The organism is Faecalibacterium gallinarum, from assembly GCF_022180365.1.
Lineage (GTDB): Bacteria > Bacillota > Clostridia > Oscillospirales > Ruminococcaceae > Faecalibacterium > Faecalibacterium gallinarum.
Window position 1 is genome coordinate 60,123 of the sequence record NZ_BQKV01000115.1, and the last position, 20,506, is coordinate 80,628.

24 protein-coding genes and 2 pseudogenes are annotated in these 20,506 nt (G+C 53.6%); 4 read left to right on the forward strand and 22 right to left on the reverse strand.

The window, feature by feature from the left end; all coding sequences use genetic code 11:
* Positions 1-39 precede the first annotated feature (39 nt).
* From mobQ to JCM17207_RS13490, 6 genes are all read right to left on the reverse strand, one after another.
* Positions 40-1,629 (reverse strand): MobQ family relaxase, encoded by a 1,590-nt coding sequence (mobQ, locus tag JCM17207_RS13465; RefSeq protein ID WP_238318131.1) that lies wholly within the window; start codon positions 1,627-1,629, stop codon positions 40-42.
* A 146-nt stretch (positions 1,630-1,775) separates the two neighbouring features.
* Positions 1,776-2,189, reverse strand: a complete 414-nt coding sequence (locus JCM17207_RS13470; protein ID WP_033118592.1) for a DUF3788 domain-containing protein — start codon at positions 2,187-2,189, stop codon at positions 1,776-1,778.
* Positions 2,190-2,522: 333 nt separating this feature from the next.
* Complete coding sequence (locus tag JCM17207_RS13475) at positions 2,523-2,843, reverse strand: transposon-transfer assisting family protein (RefSeq protein ID WP_238318132.1); 321 nt, start codon at positions 2,841-2,843, stop codon at positions 2,523-2,525.
* On the reverse strand, positions 2,840-3,139 hold the full coding sequence (locus tag JCM17207_RS13480; RefSeq protein ID WP_238318133.1) for a DUF3847 domain-containing protein: 300 nt from the start codon (positions 3,137-3,139) through the stop codon (positions 2,840-2,842). Before JCM17207_RS13480 ends, JCM17207_RS13475 begins: the two co-directional genes overlap by 4 nt.
* Positions 3,136-3,474 (reverse strand): replication initiator protein A, encoded by a 339-nt coding sequence (locus JCM17207_RS13485; protein ID WP_238318134.1) that lies wholly within the window; start codon positions 3,472-3,474, stop codon positions 3,136-3,138. The genes JCM17207_RS13480 and JCM17207_RS13485 overlap by 4 nt, the downstream gene beginning before the upstream one ends.
* Positions 3,475-3,666, reverse strand: coding sequence for a hypothetical protein (locus JCM17207_RS13490; RefSeq protein ID WP_197037423.1), 192 nt, complete (start codon positions 3,664-3,666; stop codon positions 3,475-3,477).
* Positions 3,667-4,198: 532 nt separating this feature from the next.
* On the opposite strand from JCM17207_RS13490, the gene JCM17207_RS13495 reads away from it, so the two are divergent.
* Positions 4,199-5,020, forward strand: coding sequence for a helix-turn-helix domain-containing protein (locus tag JCM17207_RS13495; protein WP_238318135.1), 822 nt, complete (start codon positions 4,199-4,201; stop codon positions 5,018-5,020).
* 65 nt (positions 5,021-5,085) lie between these two features.
* On the opposite strand, the gene JCM17207_RS13500 is transcribed toward JCM17207_RS13495, so the two are convergent.
* The 14 genes and pseudogenes from JCM17207_RS13500 to JCM17207_RS13565 form a co-directional block, all read right to left on the reverse strand.
* Entirely contained in the window at positions 5,086-5,352 is a 267-nt protein-coding gene (locus JCM17207_RS13500; RefSeq protein WP_238318136.1) for a helix-hairpin-helix domain-containing protein, read from the reverse strand.
* A gap of 3 nt (positions 5,353-5,355) precedes the next feature.
* Positions 5,356-6,003: a flavin reductase family protein gene (locus tag JCM17207_RS13505; RefSeq protein ID WP_161213390.1), complete on the reverse strand. Its 648-nt coding sequence runs from the start codon at positions 6,001-6,003 to the stop codon at positions 5,356-5,358.
* Between the two features lie 23 nt (positions 6,004-6,026).
* On the reverse strand, positions 6,027-6,407 hold the full coding sequence (locus tag JCM17207_RS13510; protein WP_161213391.1) for a GNAT family N-acetyltransferase: 381 nt from the start codon (positions 6,405-6,407) through the stop codon (positions 6,027-6,029).
* Positions 6,391-6,849 carry a GNAT family N-acetyltransferase gene (locus tag JCM17207_RS13515; RefSeq protein ID WP_238318137.1) on the reverse strand — a complete coding sequence of 153 codons (459 nt, stop codon included), beginning with the start codon at positions 6,847-6,849 and terminating at the stop codon, positions 6,391-6,393. The genes JCM17207_RS13510 and JCM17207_RS13515 overlap by 17 nt, the downstream gene beginning before the upstream one ends.
* 36 nt (positions 6,850-6,885) lie before the next feature.
* Positions 6,886-7,296, reverse strand: a complete 411-nt coding sequence (locus JCM17207_RS13520; RefSeq protein ID WP_161213393.1) for an ester cyclase — start codon at positions 7,294-7,296, stop codon at positions 6,886-6,888.
* A 20-nt stretch (positions 7,297-7,316) separates the two neighbouring features.
* Positions 7,317-7,520, reverse strand: a pseudogene (locus tag JCM17207_RS13525) (helix-turn-helix domain-containing protein); the annotation flags it as partial.
* A gap of 142 nt (positions 7,521-7,662) precedes the next feature.
* Positions 7,663-7,815, reverse strand: a pseudogene (locus JCM17207_RS13530) (Maff2 family mobile element protein); the annotation flags it as partial.
* A 213-nt stretch (positions 7,816-8,028) separates the two neighbouring features.
* Positions 8,029-9,783 carry a VirD4-like conjugal transfer protein, CD1115 family gene (locus tag JCM17207_RS13535; protein WP_238318139.1) on the reverse strand — a complete coding sequence of 585 codons (1,755 nt, stop codon included), beginning with the start codon at positions 9,781-9,783 and terminating at the stop codon, positions 8,029-8,031.
* Positions 9,780-10,235: a PcfB family protein gene (locus JCM17207_RS13540; RefSeq protein WP_238318140.1), complete on the reverse strand. Its 456-nt coding sequence runs from the start codon at positions 10,233-10,235 to the stop codon at positions 9,780-9,782. The genes JCM17207_RS13535 and JCM17207_RS13540 overlap by 4 nt, the downstream gene beginning before the upstream one ends.
* Positions 10,236-10,336: 101 nt before the next feature.
* Positions 10,337-10,771 carry a hypothetical protein gene (locus JCM17207_RS13545; protein WP_238318141.1) on the reverse strand — a complete coding sequence of 145 codons (435 nt, stop codon included), beginning with the start codon at positions 10,769-10,771 and terminating at the stop codon, positions 10,337-10,339.
* A gap of 50 nt (positions 10,772-10,821) precedes the next feature.
* A complete protein-coding gene (locus JCM17207_RS13550) occupies positions 10,822-11,739 on the reverse strand; it encodes a ParB/RepB/Spo0J family partition protein (protein ID WP_238318142.1) in 918 nt (305 codons plus the stop codon).
* Entirely contained in the window at positions 11,696-12,523 is an 828-nt protein-coding gene (locus tag JCM17207_RS13555) for a ParA family protein (RefSeq protein WP_238318143.1), read from the reverse strand. Before JCM17207_RS13555 ends, JCM17207_RS13550 begins: the two co-directional genes overlap by 44 nt.
* Before the next feature lie 56 nt (positions 12,524-12,579).
* A complete protein-coding gene (locus JCM17207_RS13560) occupies positions 12,580-13,566 on the reverse strand; it encodes a DUF6017 domain-containing protein (RefSeq protein ID WP_309295418.1) in 987 nt (328 codons plus the stop codon).
* A 269-nt stretch (positions 13,567-13,835) separates the two neighbouring features.
* Complete coding sequence (locus JCM17207_RS13565) at positions 13,836-14,756, reverse strand: LysR family transcriptional regulator (protein WP_238318144.1); 921 nt, start codon at positions 14,754-14,756, stop codon at positions 13,836-13,838.
* Positions 14,757-14,983: 227 nt separating this feature from the next.
* Here JCM17207_RS13565 and JCM17207_RS13570 point away from each other — a divergent pair, with 227 nt between their 5' ends.
* Entirely contained in the window at positions 14,984-16,906 is a 1,923-nt protein-coding gene (locus JCM17207_RS13570; RefSeq protein ID WP_238318145.1) for an FAD-dependent oxidoreductase, read from the forward strand.
* A 181-nt stretch (positions 16,907-17,087) separates the two neighbouring features.
* Here the strand turns inward: JCM17207_RS13570 and JCM17207_RS13575 are convergent, their stop codons facing one another.
* The gene (locus tag JCM17207_RS13575; RefSeq protein WP_238318146.1) at positions 17,088-17,939 is read right to left on the reverse strand and encodes a metallophosphoesterase; all 852 of its coding nucleotides are present in this window, start codon (positions 17,937-17,939) and stop codon (positions 17,088-17,090) included.
* Between the two features lie 247 nt (positions 17,940-18,186).
* On the opposite strand from JCM17207_RS13575, the gene JCM17207_RS13580 reads away from it, so the two are divergent.
* A complete protein-coding gene (locus tag JCM17207_RS13580) occupies positions 18,187-19,110 on the forward strand; it encodes an MATE family efflux transporter (protein WP_373871974.1) in 924 nt (307 codons plus the stop codon).
* Positions 19,047-19,529, forward strand: a complete 483-nt coding sequence (locus JCM17207_RS13900) for an MATE family efflux transporter (RefSeq protein WP_373871975.1) — start codon at positions 19,047-19,049, stop codon at positions 19,527-19,529. The genes JCM17207_RS13580 and JCM17207_RS13900 overlap by 64 nt, the downstream gene beginning before the upstream one ends.
* On the opposite strand, the gene JCM17207_RS13585 is transcribed toward JCM17207_RS13900, so the two are convergent.
* Complete coding sequence (locus JCM17207_RS13585; RefSeq protein WP_238318147.1) at positions 19,490-20,332, reverse strand: 4Fe-4S binding protein; 843 nt, start codon at positions 20,330-20,332, stop codon at positions 19,490-19,492. The genes JCM17207_RS13900 and JCM17207_RS13585 overlap by 40 nt on opposite strands.
* Between the last annotated feature and the right edge of the window lie 174 nt (positions 20,333-20,506).

The window sequence follows — 20,506 nt, forward strand, 5'->3', positions numbered from 1 at the left end:
CTGTCATTTTCACGGGGAAAATGGCAAGCGCCTGATTGGTTAAAGCTCCATATCCTGTTTTTGCTGGCGGCGGGGCGTCTGGCGTTTCTCTGCCTGTTCCTCCCGGATACGCTGCTCCCGGCCTTTGACCGCCTGCTGGATGGACGGTTTCTTTCCCGGCTCTGCGGTCTGGCGGTACTGCTCGGATGGCAAAACCTGATTGAGCCAGTGGCGCACATCCCGCAAAATCTTTACATCCTCCTGTACGGCAGTCAGCGCTTCCGTCTTGGAAGCGATATTCTCTGAAAGCTGTGCCTGCTCCCCGGCCAGCTTCTTTGTGCTGTACTTCGCCCCATCAAGGTGAACCTTGAAATACCGCAGGGCAGCGTTGTAGGCGTCCAGTTCCTCCTTATGGTCGGCGGCAAATTTCTCCTTGGGTTTCTTCCAGCGGATAGCGGCATATTTCACATGAACCGGCTTGTTTGCTTCAAAGTTCCCGATATGGAAAAGCAACCGGTCAATCTCTTTCACACGTTTCTCCATCGGCCTGATTTCCTCACGGATGGAAACGGCCTGTGCGCTGGCTTCATCCAGATAGGCGTCAAGGCTCTCCACGGTGGAAATCTCTTTCTGCCGCAGGAAGTCAAGGGCTTCCATGACCTTGTTGAAATCTCCAACAGTGCCTTTCAGCTTCCCCTTGGAAGTCCAGCCGGTGCGTTCCTCGCTCCGCATATCCAGATACCGGGAAAGCAGTTCGGGGATGGTCGGTTCCTTTGCCTGTTCCAGTGCTTCCAGCAGCGCCGCTTTTTTCTCTTTCAGGCCGGACAGCCAGCCCTTTAAGCTGCGTACCATCTGCCGGATAGACTGCATGAGGGAATTGGCGGCTTTGATGTCCCGGTTCAGGTTGCCGATGTTGGTCTGTATGCCTTTCTTCTCCAACTGGCTGACCGCTGGCCCCATGTGGACGGTGGGGATTTTATCAATCCCCTGTCGGGCATAGGAGCGAAGGTCAAGGCGCTCCGGGCTGCCGATGGCTTCCAGATAGCGGTTCGCCGTGTCAGCCCAGCCCTGCCGCCATATCTCGGCGTACTTCTGGTCGTTCCAGTCCACGGTGTCCTCCTTGTGGCTTTTCCATCTGCCGGACGCAAGCCGGATACGCTCGCCGTTCTCGTCAAGGTCATAAACCTTCCGGCTCTTGGGGAGCCATTTCCCGGTTTCGTCCATCGCCCGCATGGTAAGCAGGATATGGGCGTGGGGATTTCCGTCCCCCTTGTCATGGATGGCATAGTCGGCAATCATGCCCTTGGAAACGAAAAACTCCCGGCAGTAGTCCCGGATAAGGTCGGCGTACTGTGACCGGGGAAGTTCCCTCGGAATGGCAAGCACGAACCTCCGGGCAAGCTGGGAGTTCCATTGTTTTTCAATCGCTTCGGCGGCGTTCCACAAGGTATTCCGGTCTGCGTACTCTGGTGGGGCATGGGGCGGCAGCATGATTTCGGTGTGGACGATTTCGCTTTTATGGGAATAGTATTTCTGTTTCTGGTCGTATTCGGAAAACAGCCGTTCCCCGCTCTGGTAGGCGGCAGACGCAACGGCTGACTGGCGCTTGCTGCGTTGGATGATTTTCACATCAAAGTGCGGGCATGGCAAGTAATGTCCTCCTTTCTCCCGGCGTCCGGGCAAAAAAAGAGCAGGGAACCTGTTTCAAGATTTCCTGCTCGGTGGTGCCGCCGGTGAGCGGCTGGTATTCAGTTTTGAAAGTCCGGGTCAGGTTGGCCCGATGATGATGAGAGGTGCTATTTTCGATTTGGTTTTCTTTTGATGGCCAGCAATTTCATGTAATCATCAAATTCATCCGCATTGGTCGGTTCAAACATTACCCATTTCCCATCATGATAGGTTTTTGCTTCATCATATTGCCTGCAAACGACATCAGAGAGGGTATCTCTTATATCTTCAAATTTTGCTCTTTCATCCTTCCCAAAAATAATCATGAAACCAATACAATTACTTTTTGCATATAGGCAACAAAGTGTTTTTCCACCTCTGCGATATTTATACTCGTAAGTCCAATTCTTACCGCCAGTATTCCATAGTCGTTCCATATCGTATTTTTCATCAATAGCCGAACATAACGCCTGCCAAACTTCAAATAAAGATTGTCCGAGTAATTCAATCATAGTTGATTGAGATGGTATATTTTCAAGCATTGTATCACCTCCGCTAAATTATGATTTACTACTGGCTCTATTATACTATGACTAGGCACTTATGGGAATAGATGAATTGTAAACTTGCTGAACGGAAACAGCTTGCAGCGCAAGGTGTTTCCGGGCGGCAAGTCCACAAAGGGGTAGCTGGCGGCAGCCAGCGCAGGGGAAGTGTAGCTTCCCCTGTGATGATTGACTGAAGCCGGAACGCTGCGGGCAATCATCCGCTTTCCGCAGGAAGCCCCCGGCAGGGCGCAACACACTACCTTCAGGTGGTGTATAGTTGCGCCCTCTTTCAGAGGGACAGTCCACGGGCTGCGGCTCTGGAAGCAATTATGACCGTTCCCGGTCTGGCTCTTTTCTCTTGGGATGTGGCTTTTCCGTACTCGCCTGTGCCTTGGCTTCGGCAAGCCTACGCCGGATGGAATTGTCCCGCTTCTGGATAAACCGCTGCTTTGTATCAGCGATAAAACGGCGGCACTCCGGCTCCGGGATGGCGTCCAGCTTTCGGATGGTACTCTCCACAATCTCCCTCGTCTGCTGGTCACGGATAAACGGCACGATTTCTTTCAGCCCCGCAAGGGTTTCTTCCTTCGTACCGGCGGCGTATTGATAGACCATAGCCAACTCGTCTTTTGAAAAATTCATCTTCATTCTGCGCCCTCCTTCTCTGTACCGTTTCCGGCAAATACTTTTTCCATAAGCTGCCGGGTGCTGTCTTTGTGGAACAGCAGCTTCAAGAATAAACTGACCTGTTCATCCGTAATGGCTTCCGGGTGGGGAAGGTAGCTTTCCAGTATTGCGGCTCTGGTACAAAGCCGGTGCGTCCGTTCCTTCCGTGTCAGCGTCTTTATCTGGTGTTCCAATATCTTTTCTTCATGCTGCGCCCTTCGCAGCTTCTTTTCCGTTTTCTCTATTTCCTGATTGAGTGCTTCCAGCTTTTCATTCATCGGCGGCTGTCCTCCTTTTTCGGAATGAGTACATATATCTTGTTGGGTTCCCCGAAGCCCTGACGCACTCGCAGTATCAGTCCGGCGTCCTCCAATTCATTCAGGGAACGCTTCACGGTCATGGTGCTGCGGGCAAGTGCCGCCGCCAGTTCCACGATGGGGAAATGGATAAATAAAATCCCGTTGGCGTCCTCTATGCCGGACAGGAAAACAATATCCAACATCCGGGCATACATGACCTTGGCGGTGCTGCTGATCGGGAGCCGCAGCATGGCTCTCGGCAGCGGCATACAGGGCGGCAGGGTGGTGTCTGCGGTCATAAATTCAACTTCCATTCAATCGGTGTCCTCCTTTACTTTTCGTTTTGAGCGTTTGGAAAGATAATGGGGGCAGTCCACAATGACCGCCCGGAAGCTCTGCCTGCAAGTGCGCTGGCATTTCCGGCAAAGGTCGTTGTACGTTACCCGCCCCCGTTCATTGAGGAAAAAGGACAATTCCAGCTTCCTCTTTTTCGGCATTCTCGGCATGGTGCCTCCTTAAACAAAAATCCGCCCATTTCAGCCGTAACAGCCGCAATAGACGGATAGCAGATTTTAGTGTTGTGTTTCGGGGCGATTTTCAAGGGAAATGCGGCCATAGAGCCGCCCGGAAATCCCCCGTAGTATTACGGATAGGGCAGACTATGCCCTATCGGATTGTTGTGTTTCAGTATCAATTCGGTGTTCATTTTTGCCGGTTCTCCCTGATGTCGTTCCTGCCCCTGGCTCTCACAACGGCGTTTCGCTCCCTTTGGTACGCTCGTTGCGGTCATGGTTCCTCCATTTCCTGCCGCAAGTCATTGCGCTACATCGCCGGGGAGCATATCCCATACAGGCCGGTCATTCGATTGGAATAATCCATCGATGAACTAAGCCCATTATGGCACATTTTTGAGCCTTCTCCCGTATATCCACAAAGTAGGAAAACCGTCCCAAAAACGAAAATTTCCACGATTGCGGAACGGGTATGGTATAATGGGATGGACGGCGGCAGCCAGCCGCAGGAAGGAGCGATGTATCTATGAAAACCCGCATTTCCGTACAGGAACGCCTGAAAGATTTACGGGTGGAACGGGGCTTAAATCTGGAAGAACTGGCGCAGGAAACCGGCATTTCAAAATCAGCCCTCGGCAGCTATGAAAACGACAACGATGAATACAAGGAAATCAATCACGGCAGCCTGTTGAAGCTGGCAGACTTTTATCAGGTGTCCGTTGACTATCTGCTCGGCCTTACCAACAATCGGAAATATGAAAACACGCCGATAGAAGAATTACATTTGAGTGATGAAGTCGTGGAACTGCTGAAAAGTGAACGCTTCAACAACCGGCTGCTGTGTGAGATTATCTCCCATGAAAAATTCAAGGAACTGCTGGCAGACGCAGAAATCTATGTGGACGGGATAGCAACCATGCACTTCCATGACACAAACAGCTCACTGGCTGCTTTACGGGCTATGATACTGGAAGAACATCCCGAAGCTACGGCAGACCGGGCAATCAAAGTATTGGAAGCCTGTCAGGTAGAGGAAGAAGATTTCTTCTGCCATGTGACGCACAAAACATGGGACGTCATTCTCCACGACATACGCAAGGCGCACGAAAATGACAGTGAAAGTGCGCCGGATACTACGCCCGCCGATGAGCTGATACGGGAAGTACAAAAGGCCATGCAATCGCCGGGGGATAGGATTCAGCAATTCACGGAGATGTTCTGCAAGGCGTTCCAGCTTAAATATAAGCGGCTCTCACAAGAGGAACGAAGCCTTTTGAAAAAGCTGTTCAAGAAATCCCCGCTGATAAAACAGTCTGGTATGAACTTCCGGCGCAGGCCGTGGAAATGAAAACTGCCGTTGCGGGAATGTGCGTTCCTGCAACGGCAATTAGTTTAGGGGATGATATTCACTTTTCATTCTTTGCTCGGATATTCTTTATCTTTCCAATACCACCATTTCAATTTTTCTACTTCGTGGGTTTCATTCTCGGCAAAATATACGGCAAGACGGAAAACATAAAGCTGGCACTTATCTTCCTGAAAGCCTTTATATAAGCAATCCTGTAAATATAATTCTTCTGGTTTCTTTCCTTTTAGGTCAGAAATCTCCCGTATACCAATGTTTAATAAGTCCTGCTCAATGTTTTTTCCAACTCCGGGAATGTCCCGCAATCTGCCCATTGTCTAATCCAACCTTTCTATCTTTACCGTGGCAATCGCAGATTGATTTGGTTGCCCGGTAACAAGGTCTTGCGGTGCCGGTATTAACATCATAAAACCGTCTGTCCCATATCTCTGCTCATAACCTTGTGCGTATTCTTTCTCAACAGAAATGTGCTGCACTTGACCGATAACCATAGCTGTTATTCCTGCGCCGCTTAAATCCTGCGTTTCCTTCAAGGTACATTCCATATTGATAAATGCTTCTTGGATGATTGGCGCATGAATGGTTTTTGCATTGGAAAGCGTAAAATAACCTACTGCAAATTCGTCTGTTTCCATATCGTTGTGTTTAATTGTGTCTACCAACTTATCATAATAGCTTATCGGGAGAAAGTTGATACAAAAGCATTTTTCCCTTTTGATATTGGCATAGGTGTGGGTATGCTGATATAGATTTCCCATTACTGCGAAGAAAGCAGTTTTATCCCCATGAAAGCAACTCCATGAATGGAAGCAGACATTCGGTTTCCCGTTTTCTTTCCATGTAGTAATTGCAAACAAAACGGTTGGTATTCCTGCGGTCACTTCAAAATGTGAAAACAATTCAAATTCTTCTGGATATGAGGGCTTAAAATACTGCGGAAAATCTTTTCCAATCTCTATCTTCATTGCACTACCTCCTTGAATTTGCGCTATCGTTTCTTTTCTATGATGTAGGACTGTAAACTTCTCTGACAACCATTCTTTTCATAAAACGCTTCAATTCCCGGTTGCGAGCCAAAATACAGCATTGTCGGTGTATTTTTCTTTGCCAGTTGGAGAAGCTGGCTTCCAATTCCTTTATTCTGATAATCTGGAAGCACAAGCAACTCTGTAATTGTTCCAAAAAAATAACCATCTGACAGGATACGCAGGCAGCCGACAAGCCTATCTCCGTCATAAGCAGTTATGTTTTGCGTTTTAGATAAAGCATTTTGCGTCTTTTCAATATCATAGTCTCCCGGCCATACTTGGTTTACGAATGTAAGAAATACCGAAGCGTTAAGCATTTTATCATCAATTCTGTATTCCATTGTCCCTGTACCTCTCAAATTTCATTGGAGTAAATCTTATTCCATCAGATAATTGCTCACTATCCATATCAATAAAGCCCAGTTTGTGATAAACAGGAACCGCATACGGAGAAGAATTAACCGTATAAACCGGGTGATTGCTGTTATTCAAAACGCACTCCCATAGCTTTCGCCCAATACCTTGTCTATGGTACTTGGATTTTACAAAAAAGCAGCAAATGTGCTTTCGATTTTCATTTGTAGCAATTACGCCTCTCAACTCATCATTTTCATAGGCTCCCCAAAATTCCAGAGAAGCTACAATATCTTCATTTTCAATAAATTCCCGGAATGACTTAACACCTTCATCAGAATAGTCAGGGGCTTCAAATTGTAAAAATGTCTCCCATATAAGGCTTAGTGCCGCAGTAATCTCAACTTTGTTTCTAATTTGCCGTATCATTCCTTATCCCCCTCCATTTAGACTAAACCTGTCGATTTAGACCGGTTTTATCATATTATGCTCATATAGTGTTTCAAAAGTGTTGACGGCTCCACCATGCTCAACGATTTTACCGTCAACTATCTTATCAATATCAATCCCTGTGAAAGACAGTCTTTTATGTGTCGGCTTTATTCCAATCCATTCTCCCTCATGAGTTCCTTCCATGACAAATTCAGAAATGATGTAATCTCCATCTTTGTACTGCCGGAGTATCCGCATTGTATAGTCTGGATATGTTTGCTTCACGGCTGTAAGGTGTTCTTTCATACCTTCCAATCCTAAAGGAATTTTTCTTTCTCCATCAATAAGGACACAATTCTCTGAAACATATTGAGGAAGTTCATTGAGCAAGTTGTTTGAAACAATGACTTCATAGAAATGCTTTATGGTTTCCTTTTTATTCATTTCACACCTCACAAATTAGTATCATCCGGTTCCAACTCAATCACATCCAAAATACCACAATTCAGGGCTTCGCAGATACGAACCAGAGTTTCCATGCTGATGTTTTTGCCTTTACCCATGTTGGCAATCATATTTGTGGTAAGACCGGCGGCAATCCGCAAGTCCTCTTTCCTCATATTGCGCTCAACCAGCGTGTGCCAGAGGGGTTTATAGCTTATGTGCATTTATCCTCCTGCCTTTCTCCCTGTTCCGGGGTTCCTGTTCCCATTATATCAAAGTTCTTGCTATTCCACAAACATTTCTTGACACAACCGCCGGTTCCGTCTGGATTGTGCTTTTCCTTTCTTCCCTTGATTACATCTACTTAGCCATAAGCTGCTTCATGCCCTGCGACTTGGCACCGGGGTTATCGTTGCCATATCCTTCCAGCAGGTTGATGACACCCCAAACGCCAAGACCGGCACCCAGAGCGACAACGAGGGTCTGAAGCACTTCGACAGCAGAGTTAAAGAAATCCATAATCGTTTCCTCCTGAGAAAAAGAGCTTGCGGCCGGTCGGCACACACCTGAAATCCTTATTCTTTTGGCTGCAAACCGCAGCAGGGTTGATTTGCTGGTGTGCCTGGGGCCTGGAAAAGAAAAGTCCTCCCGGATTTGGGAGGGTTTAAGGGGATGTATTGCTCTCATAAGGGAAATGATTATGTAGGCTCCCCCCTTGCCGGGGGAGCGTTTTCATTCTTCGTCCGCTTCCACTACATCGTAGGTGTCAGACGGCCTTAGTTTCAGGCGGTGATCGAGGAACTTCTCGATGTCAAACATATTCTTCTTGTCGTAGTCGCCGGTCAGCTTGTAGTTGGGATGCTGGGTCAGGTCGTACTTGTCGGAGAGGAAGGGCCGGACGCCGCGCAGCTGCAGGATGCACTTGCCGCCGTCCATGACCGCTAGTTCATCCCGGCTCATAAGTTCATGCCCGGTTTTTTGATACGACGTGCCGTAGCTGGAGCTGTTGCCGCGGGTGTCCGAAGTGTTGTAAAGGTCGATTGTCTCTTTCCCTAGTGCCGCAGCCAGTTCCTTGAGGGTCGTGTTTTCCGAGCCGCCCAGAAACACCTGGCTGTCCATGTTGCCGATGATGGTGTCGGCGTTGTCCTTATACAGCGCCTTCAGCTGGGACTGCGCCTGCAAAACCAGACAGGCAGAGATCTCCCGGCTGCGGATGGTAGCCACCAGCTTTTCCAGGTTCGGGATCTGCCCGATGTTGGCACACTCGTCAATCAGGCAGCGCACATGGACCGGCAGCCGCCCGCCGTACACATCGTCGGCCTTTTCGCAGAGCAGATTGAACAGCTGAGTGTACACCATCGAGATCAGAAAGTTGAAGGTGCTGTCCGTATCGGACATGATGAGGAACAGTGCCGTTTTCCGGTCGCCCAGGGTATCCAGCTCCAGCTCGTCATACGAAGTGATTTCACGGAGTTCCGCGATATCAAAGGGGGCCAGCCGGGCACCGCAGGAAATGAGGATCGACTTCGCCGTTTTACCGGCGGCCAGCTTGTAAAGACGGTACTGCCGAACCGCAAAGTGATTTGGCTGCCTCTCGCCCAGCTTCTCAAACATCTGGTCTACCGGGTTCTGGAATTCTTCATCATCCTCCCGGACTTCCATCACGTTCAAAAATTCCAGCAGCGTGGCAAAGTTTTGTTCTTCTTCCGGAGCCTCATAGTGGATATAGGCAATCAACGACGTAAGCAGGAGTTTTTCCGCCTTGTCCCAAAACGGATCACCGCCTTTGCCTTCGCCTCGGGTGTTGGTCATAAGGGTTGTTACCAGCTTCAAAATGTCCTTCTCGCTGTGGATATAGTGGAAGGGATTATAATGCATCGACTTTTTAAAGTTGATGGTGTTGAAGATCTTGATGCGGTAGCCTTTTTTCACAAACGCATTGCCTACCTCAAGGACGGTAGTTCCCTTCGGGTCCGTCAAAACATAGGAACTGTGCATCTGGAGTAAGTTGGGCTTGATCCAGAAGCGGGTCTTACCGCTGCCGGAGCCGCCCACAATCAGCACATTTTTGTTTCGTGCATTTTTGGGGTCCGGCGGTCGGCTGGAGAGCATCAGGCGTTCCGTTTTGGTCAGGATGACATTCTCCTCGAACTTGGGGTCCATGAAAGGCTCGATATCTTTGGCGTTGCCCCATCGAGCGGAGCCGTATTCACTGCCGTGGCGGTACTTCTTAGCGTTTTTGCCTTTGAGATACACCGCCAGCCGCAGCCCCGCGCCGCAGCACAAGCCCACCAGCAGGTCCAGAGGGTGGAAGCTGGGAATGATACGGCCCAGGGCATCCGGCAAAACGGCCATTAGGGACTGCATCTTCTCGGTCATGTCGGCTCCCGCCGCCATGCGCCAGGCCCGTCCAAGGTTGGTGGCATACAGTCCCATCAGGATATAGGGCAGGTTCAGGATCACCAATCGTTTTGTATTCTGGTTCATCGGTCCCCGTGCTCCTGTTTTTTCTCCCTCACCTTGCCGGGCAGCTCTGCGACCTGCTGAATCAGGTTATGCAGCTGAGCAAGCACCGAGGGCTTTTTTTTCTTTTTCAGTACCGAAGCGGAATACTCCTGAAATGCAGCGGTCAAGGCGTCGCTGTCCTGGGCCTTGAAAAAGACCATATATTTGGGCGGAACCAACGACTTATCCTTGGTGATGGCAAAGTCGATGCCGTACTTTTTGGCGTATCTTCCAAAGCCCCGGATGGCGGTTTTTTCAATGTCGATGTTGGTCACGCCCTTGTTCTGCCCCACCAGCTTTTTGATGCTTTGCTTCCCGCGGGGATTGCTGCGTCCCCGCAGGTAAGCCATCACGGCTTTAAAAAGCGTTTGAACCGTCAGCTTGCTGGTGCTGATGGCCAGATTGATCGTTTTGTTTTCGATTTCTTCCTGCATAAGCATCACCATCCCTTCCAGCCTGCATCAGAGCTGCTACAAAAAAGCCAAACCAGGTGCCCGCCATGAAGAGAGCAATGTCAAACCATGGATTCATAGCCTCAGTCCAGGCAGATGCCGTTGAAACTCACGCCATCTGCCATCAAAGCGGTATCCCGCTCAGACAAAAACTCAGCGATCCGGCAGATATCTTCAAGCCGAAGGGAGATAATTTCATAGTCCTCATTCAGCCGAAAGAAAACCGCCGCTCCGGTCAGATACTGCTTCCCGGGCAGATGAATCGTTTCTGCCGGACAGTAACTCATCATAATGGGAGAATCCGGCAGATGATAAAGCGCATCGCACTCGTCAAAGCAGGGAAGAATCTCCGTAACATCTTCCAGCAGGATAATAGACAGAGGCTCATCAGGTCCGGCAGAAGCAAGGTAAACTTTCTGCTTCTGACCTTCCAGAGAAGCAATCCTTTTTTCGACTGCACAGACCTTATCATGGATCTGCCGCAGGAGATTATTGGGTTCCATTTTCTTTGTTGCCATAGGCACACCTCCAAATTATCATGTTTTGTTCGGGTTGTTTTGCCAGCCGGTCAGCGTTCCTGACTGCGCTGGCGCTTCTTTTGCCATTGTTCCAGCAGCTTCAAGATGGTTTCCTCCATCTGCCGCGGGGTGTAGGACTTGGGAAAATACTTGCGCAGCACGTCGTTCTTGATGGTCAAGCGGTCCATCTCGGCCTTTTTCTCCTTTCCCATAATGTCGAAGATGGCTTCATAACTGCAATGGCCCTCCTGACTCAGCTTCTTGATCTGCTGGGCTTGGGACAGAGAGGGGGCATTCTGGGTGTCCTGCATGGCCTCAAAAAAATCCCGCTGTTCGGAATCTGCCAGATAGGACAGCTCCACAGCGGGGTTAAAGGATATTTTCTTTTGGTCCACCAGTTCCAGAAGCTCCGGGATTAGATTGGTGAGGCGGATAAATCTTTTGACCTGGGACTTGCTATCATCACTATCCAAAGCCACTTTTTCTGCGGCTGTCAACTTCGGCCCAAGTTGGGCCGAAGTTAAATCCGACCTAGCACCTTGATTTTTTATGGCTTCCAGCTTCATTTTGTAGGCAAAAGCCCGCTCGCTGGGCAGGATGCTCTCCCGCTGCAAGTTGCTGTCCACCATCAAAATCACCGCTTGGTCATCGTCCATCTTCCGTACAATCACCGGCAGGCTTTTCAGCCCGGCCAGCTGGGCCGCATGCTGCCGACGGTGGCCCGAAATGATCTCGTATCCTCCTTCCTCCCGGGGCCGGGCAATCAAAGGGGCCATCACACCAAACTGCGCTACACTTTCTACTGTTCGCTGCATGGCTTCATCGTCCAGCACCTTGAAGGGGTGGTTTTTGAAGGGATGCAGCTCCCCAATGGAGATTTGCTGAATCTGCTCAGTCTGGCGGCTTTCCTCGGTCGAAAAAATGTCATCGTAACTGGTCAAGCTGATGTTTGCGCCGCTTTTCGGCACTGTGCAGCACCTCCTTCGTCAGAGCACGGTAGGCTTCCGCCACTTTGCCTTTGGGGTCATGGGTAAAGATGCTCTTGCCTTCGGCGCTGGTTTCTGCTGCCCGCACCGACCGGGGGATTCCCTGGTCGAACACCTTGATCTTGGTGCCGTATGCCTGCCGGACCAAAGTATCAATCTCCTTTCCAAAATTCGTCCGGCTGTCGGTCATGGTCATGAGGATGCCCTCAATCCGCAGCTTCGGGTTGATTTGCCTTCGCACCTTGCTGATGGTCTGCAAAAGCTGCTCCAAGCCTTTGGCGGGCAGATATTGTGCCTGGACTGGGATCAGGGCACTATCCGCTGCGGCCAAAGCGTTAATTGTGAGCATCCCAAGGCTGGGAGTACAGTCCAACAGGATAAAGTCGTAGGTGTGTTTGGAGTTTTCCAGCACCTGCTTCAAGACCTTTTCCCTGCTCATAGCGTTCACAAGGCCCACTTCCATCCCCGCCAGCTCAATGCTGGCCGGAAGCAGGTCCACCCCCTCCGGGTGATGGAGGATTCCTTCCCCGGGCTGGATGGGTTTGTCCTCCAACACTTTGCCCATAAGGGTAGCAAGAGTCGTATTCAGTTCATCGGGCTTGGGCCAGCCCATGCTGATGGTCAGGCTGGCCTGTGGGTCGTTGTCCACCATCAGAACTTTTTTCCCTTCCATCGCAAGGCCAACGCCCAGATTCTCACAGGTCGTGGTCTTGCCTGTACCTCCCTTCTGGTTGACCACGGCGATTACGGTTGCTTTCTGGCTCACGGGAACCACCTCCCTTCCTGAAATCAAAAAGCCCGAGACTTAAAACCTCGGACTGGTTAATACTTAGCTGGTTTTGGATTCAGATCATGCTGCACCCTGGATGCGTAGTAGTTGTACATGGTCAAGGGGGCGTTATACAGGGCGGCCAGCAGATACTGCCGCATATTCCGCACCTGGGTGGTGTTCTCCTTCATACACATAAGGACAAAGCGAATATGGTCGCTGTCCAGTTTCATCAATTTGCCTTTGACCACCTCAAAGGGCTTATCGTCCCCGGCAATACGGATCATCTTCCGATTGCTGCATACCGTATCCACCAAAAGCTCCAACATCTCCTTCAGCATATCCTCATCTTCAGGATTGCTTATAATCAGAGAATCAAAGTTGAGTTGATTCAAAAAATAATTCTGATATCTCGCTCGAGAGTCATTCCCTTCGGATTCCATTCCGGCGTCCTCGCCGGTTTCCCCTGAAAGGAAAGGATCAGTCTCGATCGAATCAGTATTGATTGGATTAGTATTAGTTCCTCGTGATTTTGACGACTCAAGAGCCGCGGTTTTCACGGCTCCAGAATCGTGATTTTCACGACTCTGGATTCGTGATTCTGAAGGGTCAGAGATAAAGTTTTTCACATAGATCAGACTGGGTTTTCCAAGGCCCCGGCGTTTCCGCTCGATCAGCTCGCAGCCTTCCAGTTCTTTCATGAGCTTGGTCGCCTTGTTGTCCGCACAGCAGAGAGCCTCCATAATTTCATCCGCTGTGAAGATGATGTACACTCGCCCCTGCTTATCCAGCCAACCGCTCTTGATGGACAGGCTCATTCGGTCCAGCAGAAGGCCATACAGGATTTTGGCTTCCGCCGAGATGCCACGGAACTGAGGGTCGGTGAAAAGGACCTTGGGGAGCCGGTAGAACGAAAACAACTCGGCTTGTCCGTCGTAAAAGTAATCCAACATACAGTCTCCTTTCTCCGATTGGGCACAAAAAAAGAACACCTTGGTTTTGGCAGAAATCAAGGTGTTCTCTTTGTCGAAAAAATCCACTTAGGCCGTTCTCTTTTAGTTGGTCAGATTGAAAGCAATTCGCAGAAAACATTTTTATTTGTATCATCGTATTTTTTGCATCTCCCAAGCATGAATTACAGGGGTGTGTACACGCACTGCTTGGGAGAGCGCTTGAATGGCATTCAAGAGGTCAGCGGTTCGATCCCGCTTATCTCCACCAAAAAAACACCTGCTTCGTTTGAAGCAGGTGTTTTTCGTGTGTATCTTTCCTTTCGCCGGGGGATTCTCCTCCCCAATGAAACGTCGGCTCACAAAATCGTTTCCGACAGGGGCTGGTTTTGGCAGTAGCGGGCGTACTTCTTTTTGGCGATCTCGATGAAGGACTGGACCTCCAGCCGGGGGGCATGGCGCATGGCGGCGATCTCCACCCTCACCGGCGGGTAATCCAGCAAGGGGACTTTCACCATGCCGGGGATCACCGCGCCTGCCAGACAGGGCACGATGGAAACCGCCGTGCCCAGCTGGATCATGATGAGCGCCCCCTCAAAGCTGGGGGAAACTTTGCTCAGGTCCACCCCCACGTCCGCCAGTTCTTGCAGCGAGGGGCCCTGACAGGCTGAGAGAAAGCTGTCCACCGAGCCGGAGTTGACCACGCACTGGCCTTTCAGGTCTTTGAGATGAAGGGCTTTCCGCTCCGCCAGGGGGCAGTTGGGATTCATCAACACATGATACCCCAGGGAAAACAGGGGGCTAAAAGAGATGTCCGGGTCCTTGGTGTGCTCCGAAGCATAAAAGAAGCCGATGTCCAGCTGGCCCGAGCGGAGCTGCTCCAGGGGGCGGCGGTTGTCCTGGGGGATGACGTCCACGTAGGCGTTGGGATACTGGTGCTGGAACTCGGCCACGATCCCCGCAAAGGTGGTGTAGTCGAACAGCTGGCGCAGCCCCACCACCAGATGGGAGCGGTCCGCCGCCTGGATGTCCTGGGCCTTTTTCACCGACTGGCGGTGGAAACTGAGCATCTGGACCATATCCAGATAGAAGGCCTGGCCCGCTGCCGTGAGCCGGGTGCGGCGGGTGGTCCGCTCAAAGAGTTTGAGCCCGGTCTCCTTTTCCAGGGCGCTGATCTGGTAGCTGATGGAGGGCTGGGTGGTGAACAGCCGGTCGGCCGCCGCGCTGAAATTCAGCTCTTCCGCCACCGCAATAAAGCACTCCAGTTGGTAAATCGTCATAGAAATCCCCCCTCGTGGGAAAAAACATTGTTCGGAACCATTATACAATCTTTCCCATACGGGGTAAATAGCCAAAGCATTGATCGAGTCTTTTTATAAATCCCGGATTATTTTATATTTCTCTTTTCTACGACAATTTGTTATACTTTCCACAAAGGCAGGGCGCACACCCCCTGCCCCGAGAAAGAAGAAGGAAACACCGAACCAGAAGGAAAAGGAGTCCAACTATGAGCAAAATTTCTCGTCGTTCGTTTATGCGCGGCGCCGCCCTCGGCACTGTGGGCGTGGCTGCTGCCGGCCTGCTGAGCGGCTGCAACAACAGCAGCTCCACCGCCGCTTCCTCCACCGCTGCCTCCTCCGAGGCTGCCGGCAGCCAGGGGGCTTCCTCCGCTCCGGTCATCCCCTCGGCCCCGGTGGACGGCAAGTACGTCACCAAGGCCATGGGCCACGAGAGCTGGGTCTACGTCGCCACCACCTTCGCCGACGGCGCCATCACTGCCTGTGAGGTCCTTTCCCACGAGGAGACCATCGGCATCGGCAACTACGCCTGCTCCCGCATCCCCGCCGCCATCGTGGAGCACCAGAGCATCAACGTGCCCAACCTGCGGGGCTCCTCCATCACCTCCATGGCCATCAAGTCCGCCGTCAAGGAGGCCATCACCCTGGCCGGCTACAATGTGGACGACTTCTCCGCTGAGGTCACTGTGGAGCCCTCCACCGAAGTGATCGAGGAAGAGGCCGACGTCATCATCATGGGCGCCGGCACCGCGGGCCTGGTCTGCGCCGCCCGCCTGCTGGAGGCTGGTTACAGCGTCACCCTGGTGGAGAAGCGGGACATCCCCGGCGGCTCCATGGCCATGACCTACGGCGGCGTGGCCACCGCAGGCTCCAAGCTGCAGTACAACTTCGACGTCACTGGCGAGTACCGGGCTTCCGCCATGGGCACCCTGGACGGCATGATGAACTTCTGGAAGACCATGGACAAGTATCACCGGAAGGACTTCTTCACCGGCGAGATGCCCTACATGACCGCCCAGTACACCGTCTCGGGCGATCTGGTGGACTGGATGGCCAGCATCGGCATCGGCTTCAGCACCCTGGGCACCTACGAGTGCGCCACCACCTACGGCGCCTCCACCCCCTACCTGGCCCCCGGCTGCTACGAGGGCGGCGCAGGCTACGCCATGATGTTCCTGGCCAACCGGGTCAGCTCCTACGAGAAGGGCAAGATCATCTACTCCACCAGCGTCACCGACCTGATCAAGGATGAGAGCGGCCGTGTGGTGGGCTTCCACGCCAAGGGCGACAACGGCGCCAGCTACACCCTGAAAGCCAAGGCCGTCTGCCTGGCCTCCGGCGGTTTCGGCAAGAACACCGAGATGCTGAAGAAATACAGCGCCGACTACGCCGACTTCTTCTTCAACTGCGCCTCCTGCGTCACCGGTGACGGCATCCAGCTGGGTCTGGACGCCGGCGGCGTGGTGGAGTGCGAGAACCGTCCCCTGCCCGCCTTCCTCTCCAGCTACAAGAGCAAGTTCGAGCTGGCCTTCATCCACTCCACCGCTCCCGGCATCATGGTCAACATCAACGGCGACAACATCGGCAACATCATGTCCGACAACCACTATACCATGGCCAACGCCAAGCTGAACAAGGACAACGGCGACACCTTCTACTACATCTTCGACGAGTCCTCCGCCATCAAGCTGAAGGACAGCGAGTCTTACGGCTTCAACGGCTATGTAGCCATGTTCGAGAAGGGCGAGGCCGTCCACTACGAGAGCGTTGAGGCTGCCAGCAAGGAGCTCTCCCTGCCCAACCTGGCCGCCGCCATCGAGAACAACAACAAGGCCGCCCTGTCCGGCCAGCCCGACGAGTTCGGCCGCGCAGGCTGCCCCTACATCGAGACCCGGGACGGCATCTGGGCCATCCGGGTGGACCCCACCTTCTACCTGACCACCGCCGGCCTGGCCATCGACACCGACTGCCATGTCCTGACCGAGGACCGGAAAGCCATCCCCGGCCTGTACGCTGCCGGCGACGTCTGCGGCTCCATCGAGGAGAAGGACGCCAAGCAGTACGGCATGGGCTTTGACGCTGCCCTCTGCTACGGCTACATCATGGGCGAGACCCTGAAAAAAGAGCTGTAATCCCCCGTTTTCCCACTTCCGCTGATCTCTCCCGGCCGGGTCCCCCAATGCCCGGCCGGGGGCAGATAGATTCAAAAGAGGCTGCTGCGAAACTCCGGTTTTGCAGCGGCCTTTTTCCATGGCGGGGCAAACAAAAAAGACCGGCCCCCCTCTGCGGGGAACCAGTCTCTTTGATGTACTCTCATCCCTCCGCCGGCCGAAGCTGGATCTGCACAATTTCCGGCACGTTGAACAGCCGGAACGGGTACCGGGTCATCCCGATGCCGCTGCTGACGTACATTTGCAGCGCAGTCTCCGTCCCAATTTCTCCCTGGGTGTAGAACCCTTTTCGGAATCCCTCGGAGCCGGGGGGCAGAAGCCGGGCGGTAATCAGGGGCAGGCTCACCTGCCCGCCGTGGGTGTGCCCGGCCAGCAGGAGATTGTCGCTGCTGCTCTCGATCTGCCGGGCGATGCAGGGCTCGTGGGAGAGGATCAAATTAAACGCCTCGCTCTGGATGGTGTAGAGCTCGGGGGGCGTCCAGCCCACCAGAACATCGTCGTAGCCGAACACCCGGATGCCGTACTCCTCGAACAGCTGGCTCTCGTCGTCCAGCACCGTAAACCCGCAGGAAGTCATAAACTCCTGATAAATACGCACCGCGCCCCCGCCGTAGTCGTGGTTGCCCCAGACAGCGAACTTGCCCGCCCGGGCCTCGATCCGGGAGAGAGAGTCCCGCAGGGCCTCCAGGTCCAGGGCCTGCCGGTCCCGGGCGTAGTTGTCCAGCAGGTCCCCGCCAAAGAGGACGAAGTCCGGGTCCAGGCCGTTGATGGTATCCACAATCTCTTCGGCGTGGGCGATGTCGTAGTACTCCCCGAAATGGGTGTCGGTGAAAAACACCACCGTACAGGGCGAGATCTCTTTTTCAGTGGTGACCGTGAAAGTTTTGACCGTCAGGCGGTTGGGCTCTATGAAATAGGAATAGCCGATGACCCCCAGCAAAGCCGCCGCCAGCAGGAGGACCAGCAAAATGGTTCTTCGGATGATTTTCAGCACGTCAGTCGTCCTTATTCTTTTATAATAGAACGCCCCGGCGGGGCGCAGCAGATGGCCCTATTATATACGGTTCGGGGCGGTTTGTACACACCAGGAATTCCCCTCTTGACAAAGTCAGGGAACTATGTTAGCATATCCCCTGCGAAAGCTATATTTTTCCTTGTGGGTGAGATAAACAAGGGGAAATATAGCTTTTTTTCTTCGTCATCACAGCAAAAAAGAGGAATCCCATATGCAGCAAACCTTCATGAAAACGAAACCAATTTTACCCCTTGTCCTGTCCATGTCCCTGCCCATGGTGCTCTCCATGATGGTCTCGTCCCTGTACAACATCGTGGACAGCTACTATGTGGCCAAGATCAGCGAGGACGCCATGACCGCCCTCTCCCTGGTCTACCCCGTCCAGAACTTGATCAACGCCGTAACCATCGGCTTTTCCATCGGCGCCAACGCGGTAATCGCCTATCACCTGGGGGCCCAGGACACCCGGGCCGCCGGGGCCGCCGCCGCCCAGAGCCTTGTTTACAACGCCCTCCATGGGGCGGTGCTGACGGTCGGTTGCATCGCGGTGATGCCCTGGTTTTTGGGGCTCTTCACCGACGACCCTCAAATCATCTCCCTGGGGGTGCGCTACTCCCGGATCGCCTTCAGCTTCGCGGTGGTGGTGGCCGTCACCATGTCCATGGAGAAAATCTTCCAGGCTGCGGGCCGGATGATGCTGACCATGGTCTGTATGCTCACCGGCTGTATCTCCAATATCCTGCTGGACCCGGTGCTGATCTTCGGGTGGGGGCCTTTCCCCAAAATGGGGATTGAGGGCGCCGCCCTGGCCACCGGCATCGGCCAAACCCTGAGCCTGCTTGTCTACCTGGTCTGTTTCCGCGTCAGCCGCCTGCCCATGGAGATCCGGCCCCGCCGGGGGATCTTCGATCTTCGCCTGGCCAAAAAGATGTACTCGGTGGGCATTCCGGCGGCCCTCAACCTGGCCCTGCCCTCCCTGCTGATCTCCTGTTTGAATATCATTCTGGCGGTGTTCTCGCCGGTGTACGTGCTGGTGCTGGGGTTTATTACAAGCTGCAAACCTTCCTGTACCTGCCCGCCAACGGGATCGTTCAGGGGATGCGCCCCATCATCGGCTACAACTACGGCGCCCGGGAGGACGTCCGGGTGAAAAAGATCTACCGCACCGCCCTGGCCCTCTCGGTCTGCATCATGGCCCTGGGCACCGTCCTCTGTTGGGCGATCCCTTCGCAGCTGATCGGGCTGTTCTCCACCAGCGCCGAGACCATCGCCGCCGGGCGCACCGCCCTTGAGATCATCAGCCTGGGGTTCATTGTCTCCTCGGTGTCGGTGATCTCCTGCGGCGCGCTAGAGGGTCTGGGCATGGGCGGGCCCTCCCTAGCCATCTCCCTCTTGCGGTATGCCCTGCTGATCCTGCCCGCCGCATTTCTCTTCTCCCGACTGTGGGGGGCGGTGGGGGTGTGGCACGCCTTCTGGGTCACCGAGGTTCTCACCGCAGCCATCTCCTATTTCCTCTATAACCGCACCGTTCACCGCCCGGTTCCGCCCTCCCCGGGGAAGAACAGCTGATTCTCCGCCGGGCGCTGGAAGTTTTGTTCCAGCATTGTTATATGGGAGAGAAACTCCGGGTCGTCGAAGTACTTGGCCTGCCGGGGGCAGCCCCGGACGCAGCTCTGGCACTTGATGCAGACCCCCGTCACCTGATCCGGGCGGGCCCGATCAATGGAGCCCATGGGGCAGTTTTGGGCGCAGAGGCCGCAGCCGCCGCAGCGGGCCGGATCGGTCCGGGGCTTGGCTTTCAGAAACTTTGCGGGCTGGCCGTCCTCCCGCCTGGGGGTGTAATAGGGGGCCGCCGGGTCCCCCGGCACCGCGAGGGGCTGGAGGGGCTCATCCGCCCGGAGTTTTTCCGCCAGCCGACGGGCAAAGTCGTCCATCTGGGCCTCGTCCGCCGGGCCGGGGCGGCCGGGGGCCAAAGCGTCGGTGAAAGCGTGGACCGCCCCAAAGGCCCCGGCCCCCGCCAGCTGGAAGCCATCCGCCTCCAACACCGCGCAAAGCTCGGCCAGAGCGTTGTCAAAGGAGCGGTTGCCGAAGGTCACCACCGCCACGGCGGGGGTACCGCTGCCTCGGAGTTTCGACTGGTAGTCGGGCAGAATCTTGTTGGGCAGCTTTCCGGCGTAGGTGGGCCCGCCCATCACCACCAGATCCGATGGGCCAAAAACCCGGGCCTCGGCCCGCTGGGCGGGCAGGGTCCAGGGGATCTCCCGCCAGGGCAGATCCAGCACCCCGGCCAGCTGCCGGGCGATCCGGCCCACCGCCCGCCGGGTGCTGCCGGTGGGGCTGAAAGACAAAGCGTATACGCAGGCGAGTTCCATCTTTTTTCCTCCACTTCCCGCTCCTTATTATAAAGAGAGTCTGGTTCCATGATAGCACACCAAAGGCCGTTTTTCCACGAAAACGGCCTTTTTCCGGGTGGGTCAACCTGCACAAAAGAAGCCCCGCCGTTTCTCAGGAACTGCCAATTGACACTTCTTTAACGATTGGTTATA

Coding starts and splice junctions, on each gene's coding strand:
- JCM17207_RS13570 (WP_238318145.1), top strand. CDS start 14,984: ATGAGCAAAATTTCTCGTCGTTCGTTTATGCGCGGCGCCGCCCTCGGC.
- JCM17207_RS13475 (WP_238318132.1), bottom strand. CDS start 2,843: ATGAAGATGAATTTTTCAAAAGACGAGTTGGCTATGGTCTATCAATAC.
- JCM17207_RS13480 (WP_238318133.1), bottom strand. CDS start 3,139: ATGAATGAAAAGCTGGAAGCACTCAATCAGGAAATAGAGAAAACGGAA.
- JCM17207_RS13495 (WP_238318135.1), top strand. CDS start 4,199: ATGAAAACCCGCATTTCCGTACAGGAACGCCTGAAAGATTTACGGGTG.
- JCM17207_RS13565 (WP_238318144.1), bottom strand. CDS start 14,756: ATGACGATTTACCAACTGGAGTGCTTTATTGCGGTGGCGGAAGAGCTG.
- JCM17207_RS13540 (WP_238318140.1), bottom strand. CDS start 10,235: ATGCAGGAAGAAATCGAAAACAAAACGATCAATCTGGCCATCAGCACC.
- JCM17207_RS13490 (WP_197037423.1), bottom strand. CDS start 3,666: ATGCCGAGAATGCCGAAAAAGAGGAAGCTGGAATTGTCCTTTTTCCTC.
- JCM17207_RS13545 (WP_238318141.1), bottom strand. CDS start 10,771: ATGGCAACAAAGAAAATGGAACCCAATAATCTCCTGCGGCAGATCCAT.
- JCM17207_RS13470 (WP_033118592.1), bottom strand. CDS start 2,189: ATGCTTGAAAATATACCATCTCAATCAACTATGATTGAATTACTCGGA.
- JCM17207_RS13505 (WP_161213390.1), bottom strand. CDS start 6,003: ATGAAGATAGAGATTGGAAAAGATTTTCCGCAGTATTTTAAGCCCTCA.
- JCM17207_RS13515 (WP_238318137.1), bottom strand. CDS start 6,849: ATGATACGGCAAATTAGAAACAAAGTTGAGATTACTGCGGCACTAAGC.
- JCM17207_RS13510 (WP_161213391.1), bottom strand. CDS start 6,407: ATGGAATACAGAATTGATGATAAAATGCTTAACGCTTCGGTATTTCTT.
- JCM17207_RS13520 (WP_161213393.1), bottom strand. CDS start 7,296: ATGAATAAAAAGGAAACCATAAAGCATTTCTATGAAGTCATTGTTTCA.
- JCM17207_RS13500 (WP_238318136.1), bottom strand. CDS start 5,352: ATGGGCAGATTGCGGGACATTCCCGGAGTTGGAAAAAACATTGAGCAG.
- JCM17207_RS13535 (WP_238318139.1), bottom strand. CDS start 9,783: ATGAACCAGAATACAAAACGATTGGTGATCCTGAACCTGCCCTATATC.
- JCM17207_RS13585 (WP_238318147.1), bottom strand. CDS start 20,332: ATGGAACTCGCCTGCGTATACGCTTTGTCTTTCAGCCCCACCGGCAGC.
- JCM17207_RS13580 (WP_373871974.1), top strand. CDS start 18,187: ATGAAAACGAAACCAATTTTACCCCTTGTCCTGTCCATGTCCCTGCCC.
- JCM17207_RS13485 (WP_238318134.1), bottom strand. CDS start 3,474: ATGGAAGTTGAATTTATGACCGCAGACACCACCCTGCCGCCCTGTATG.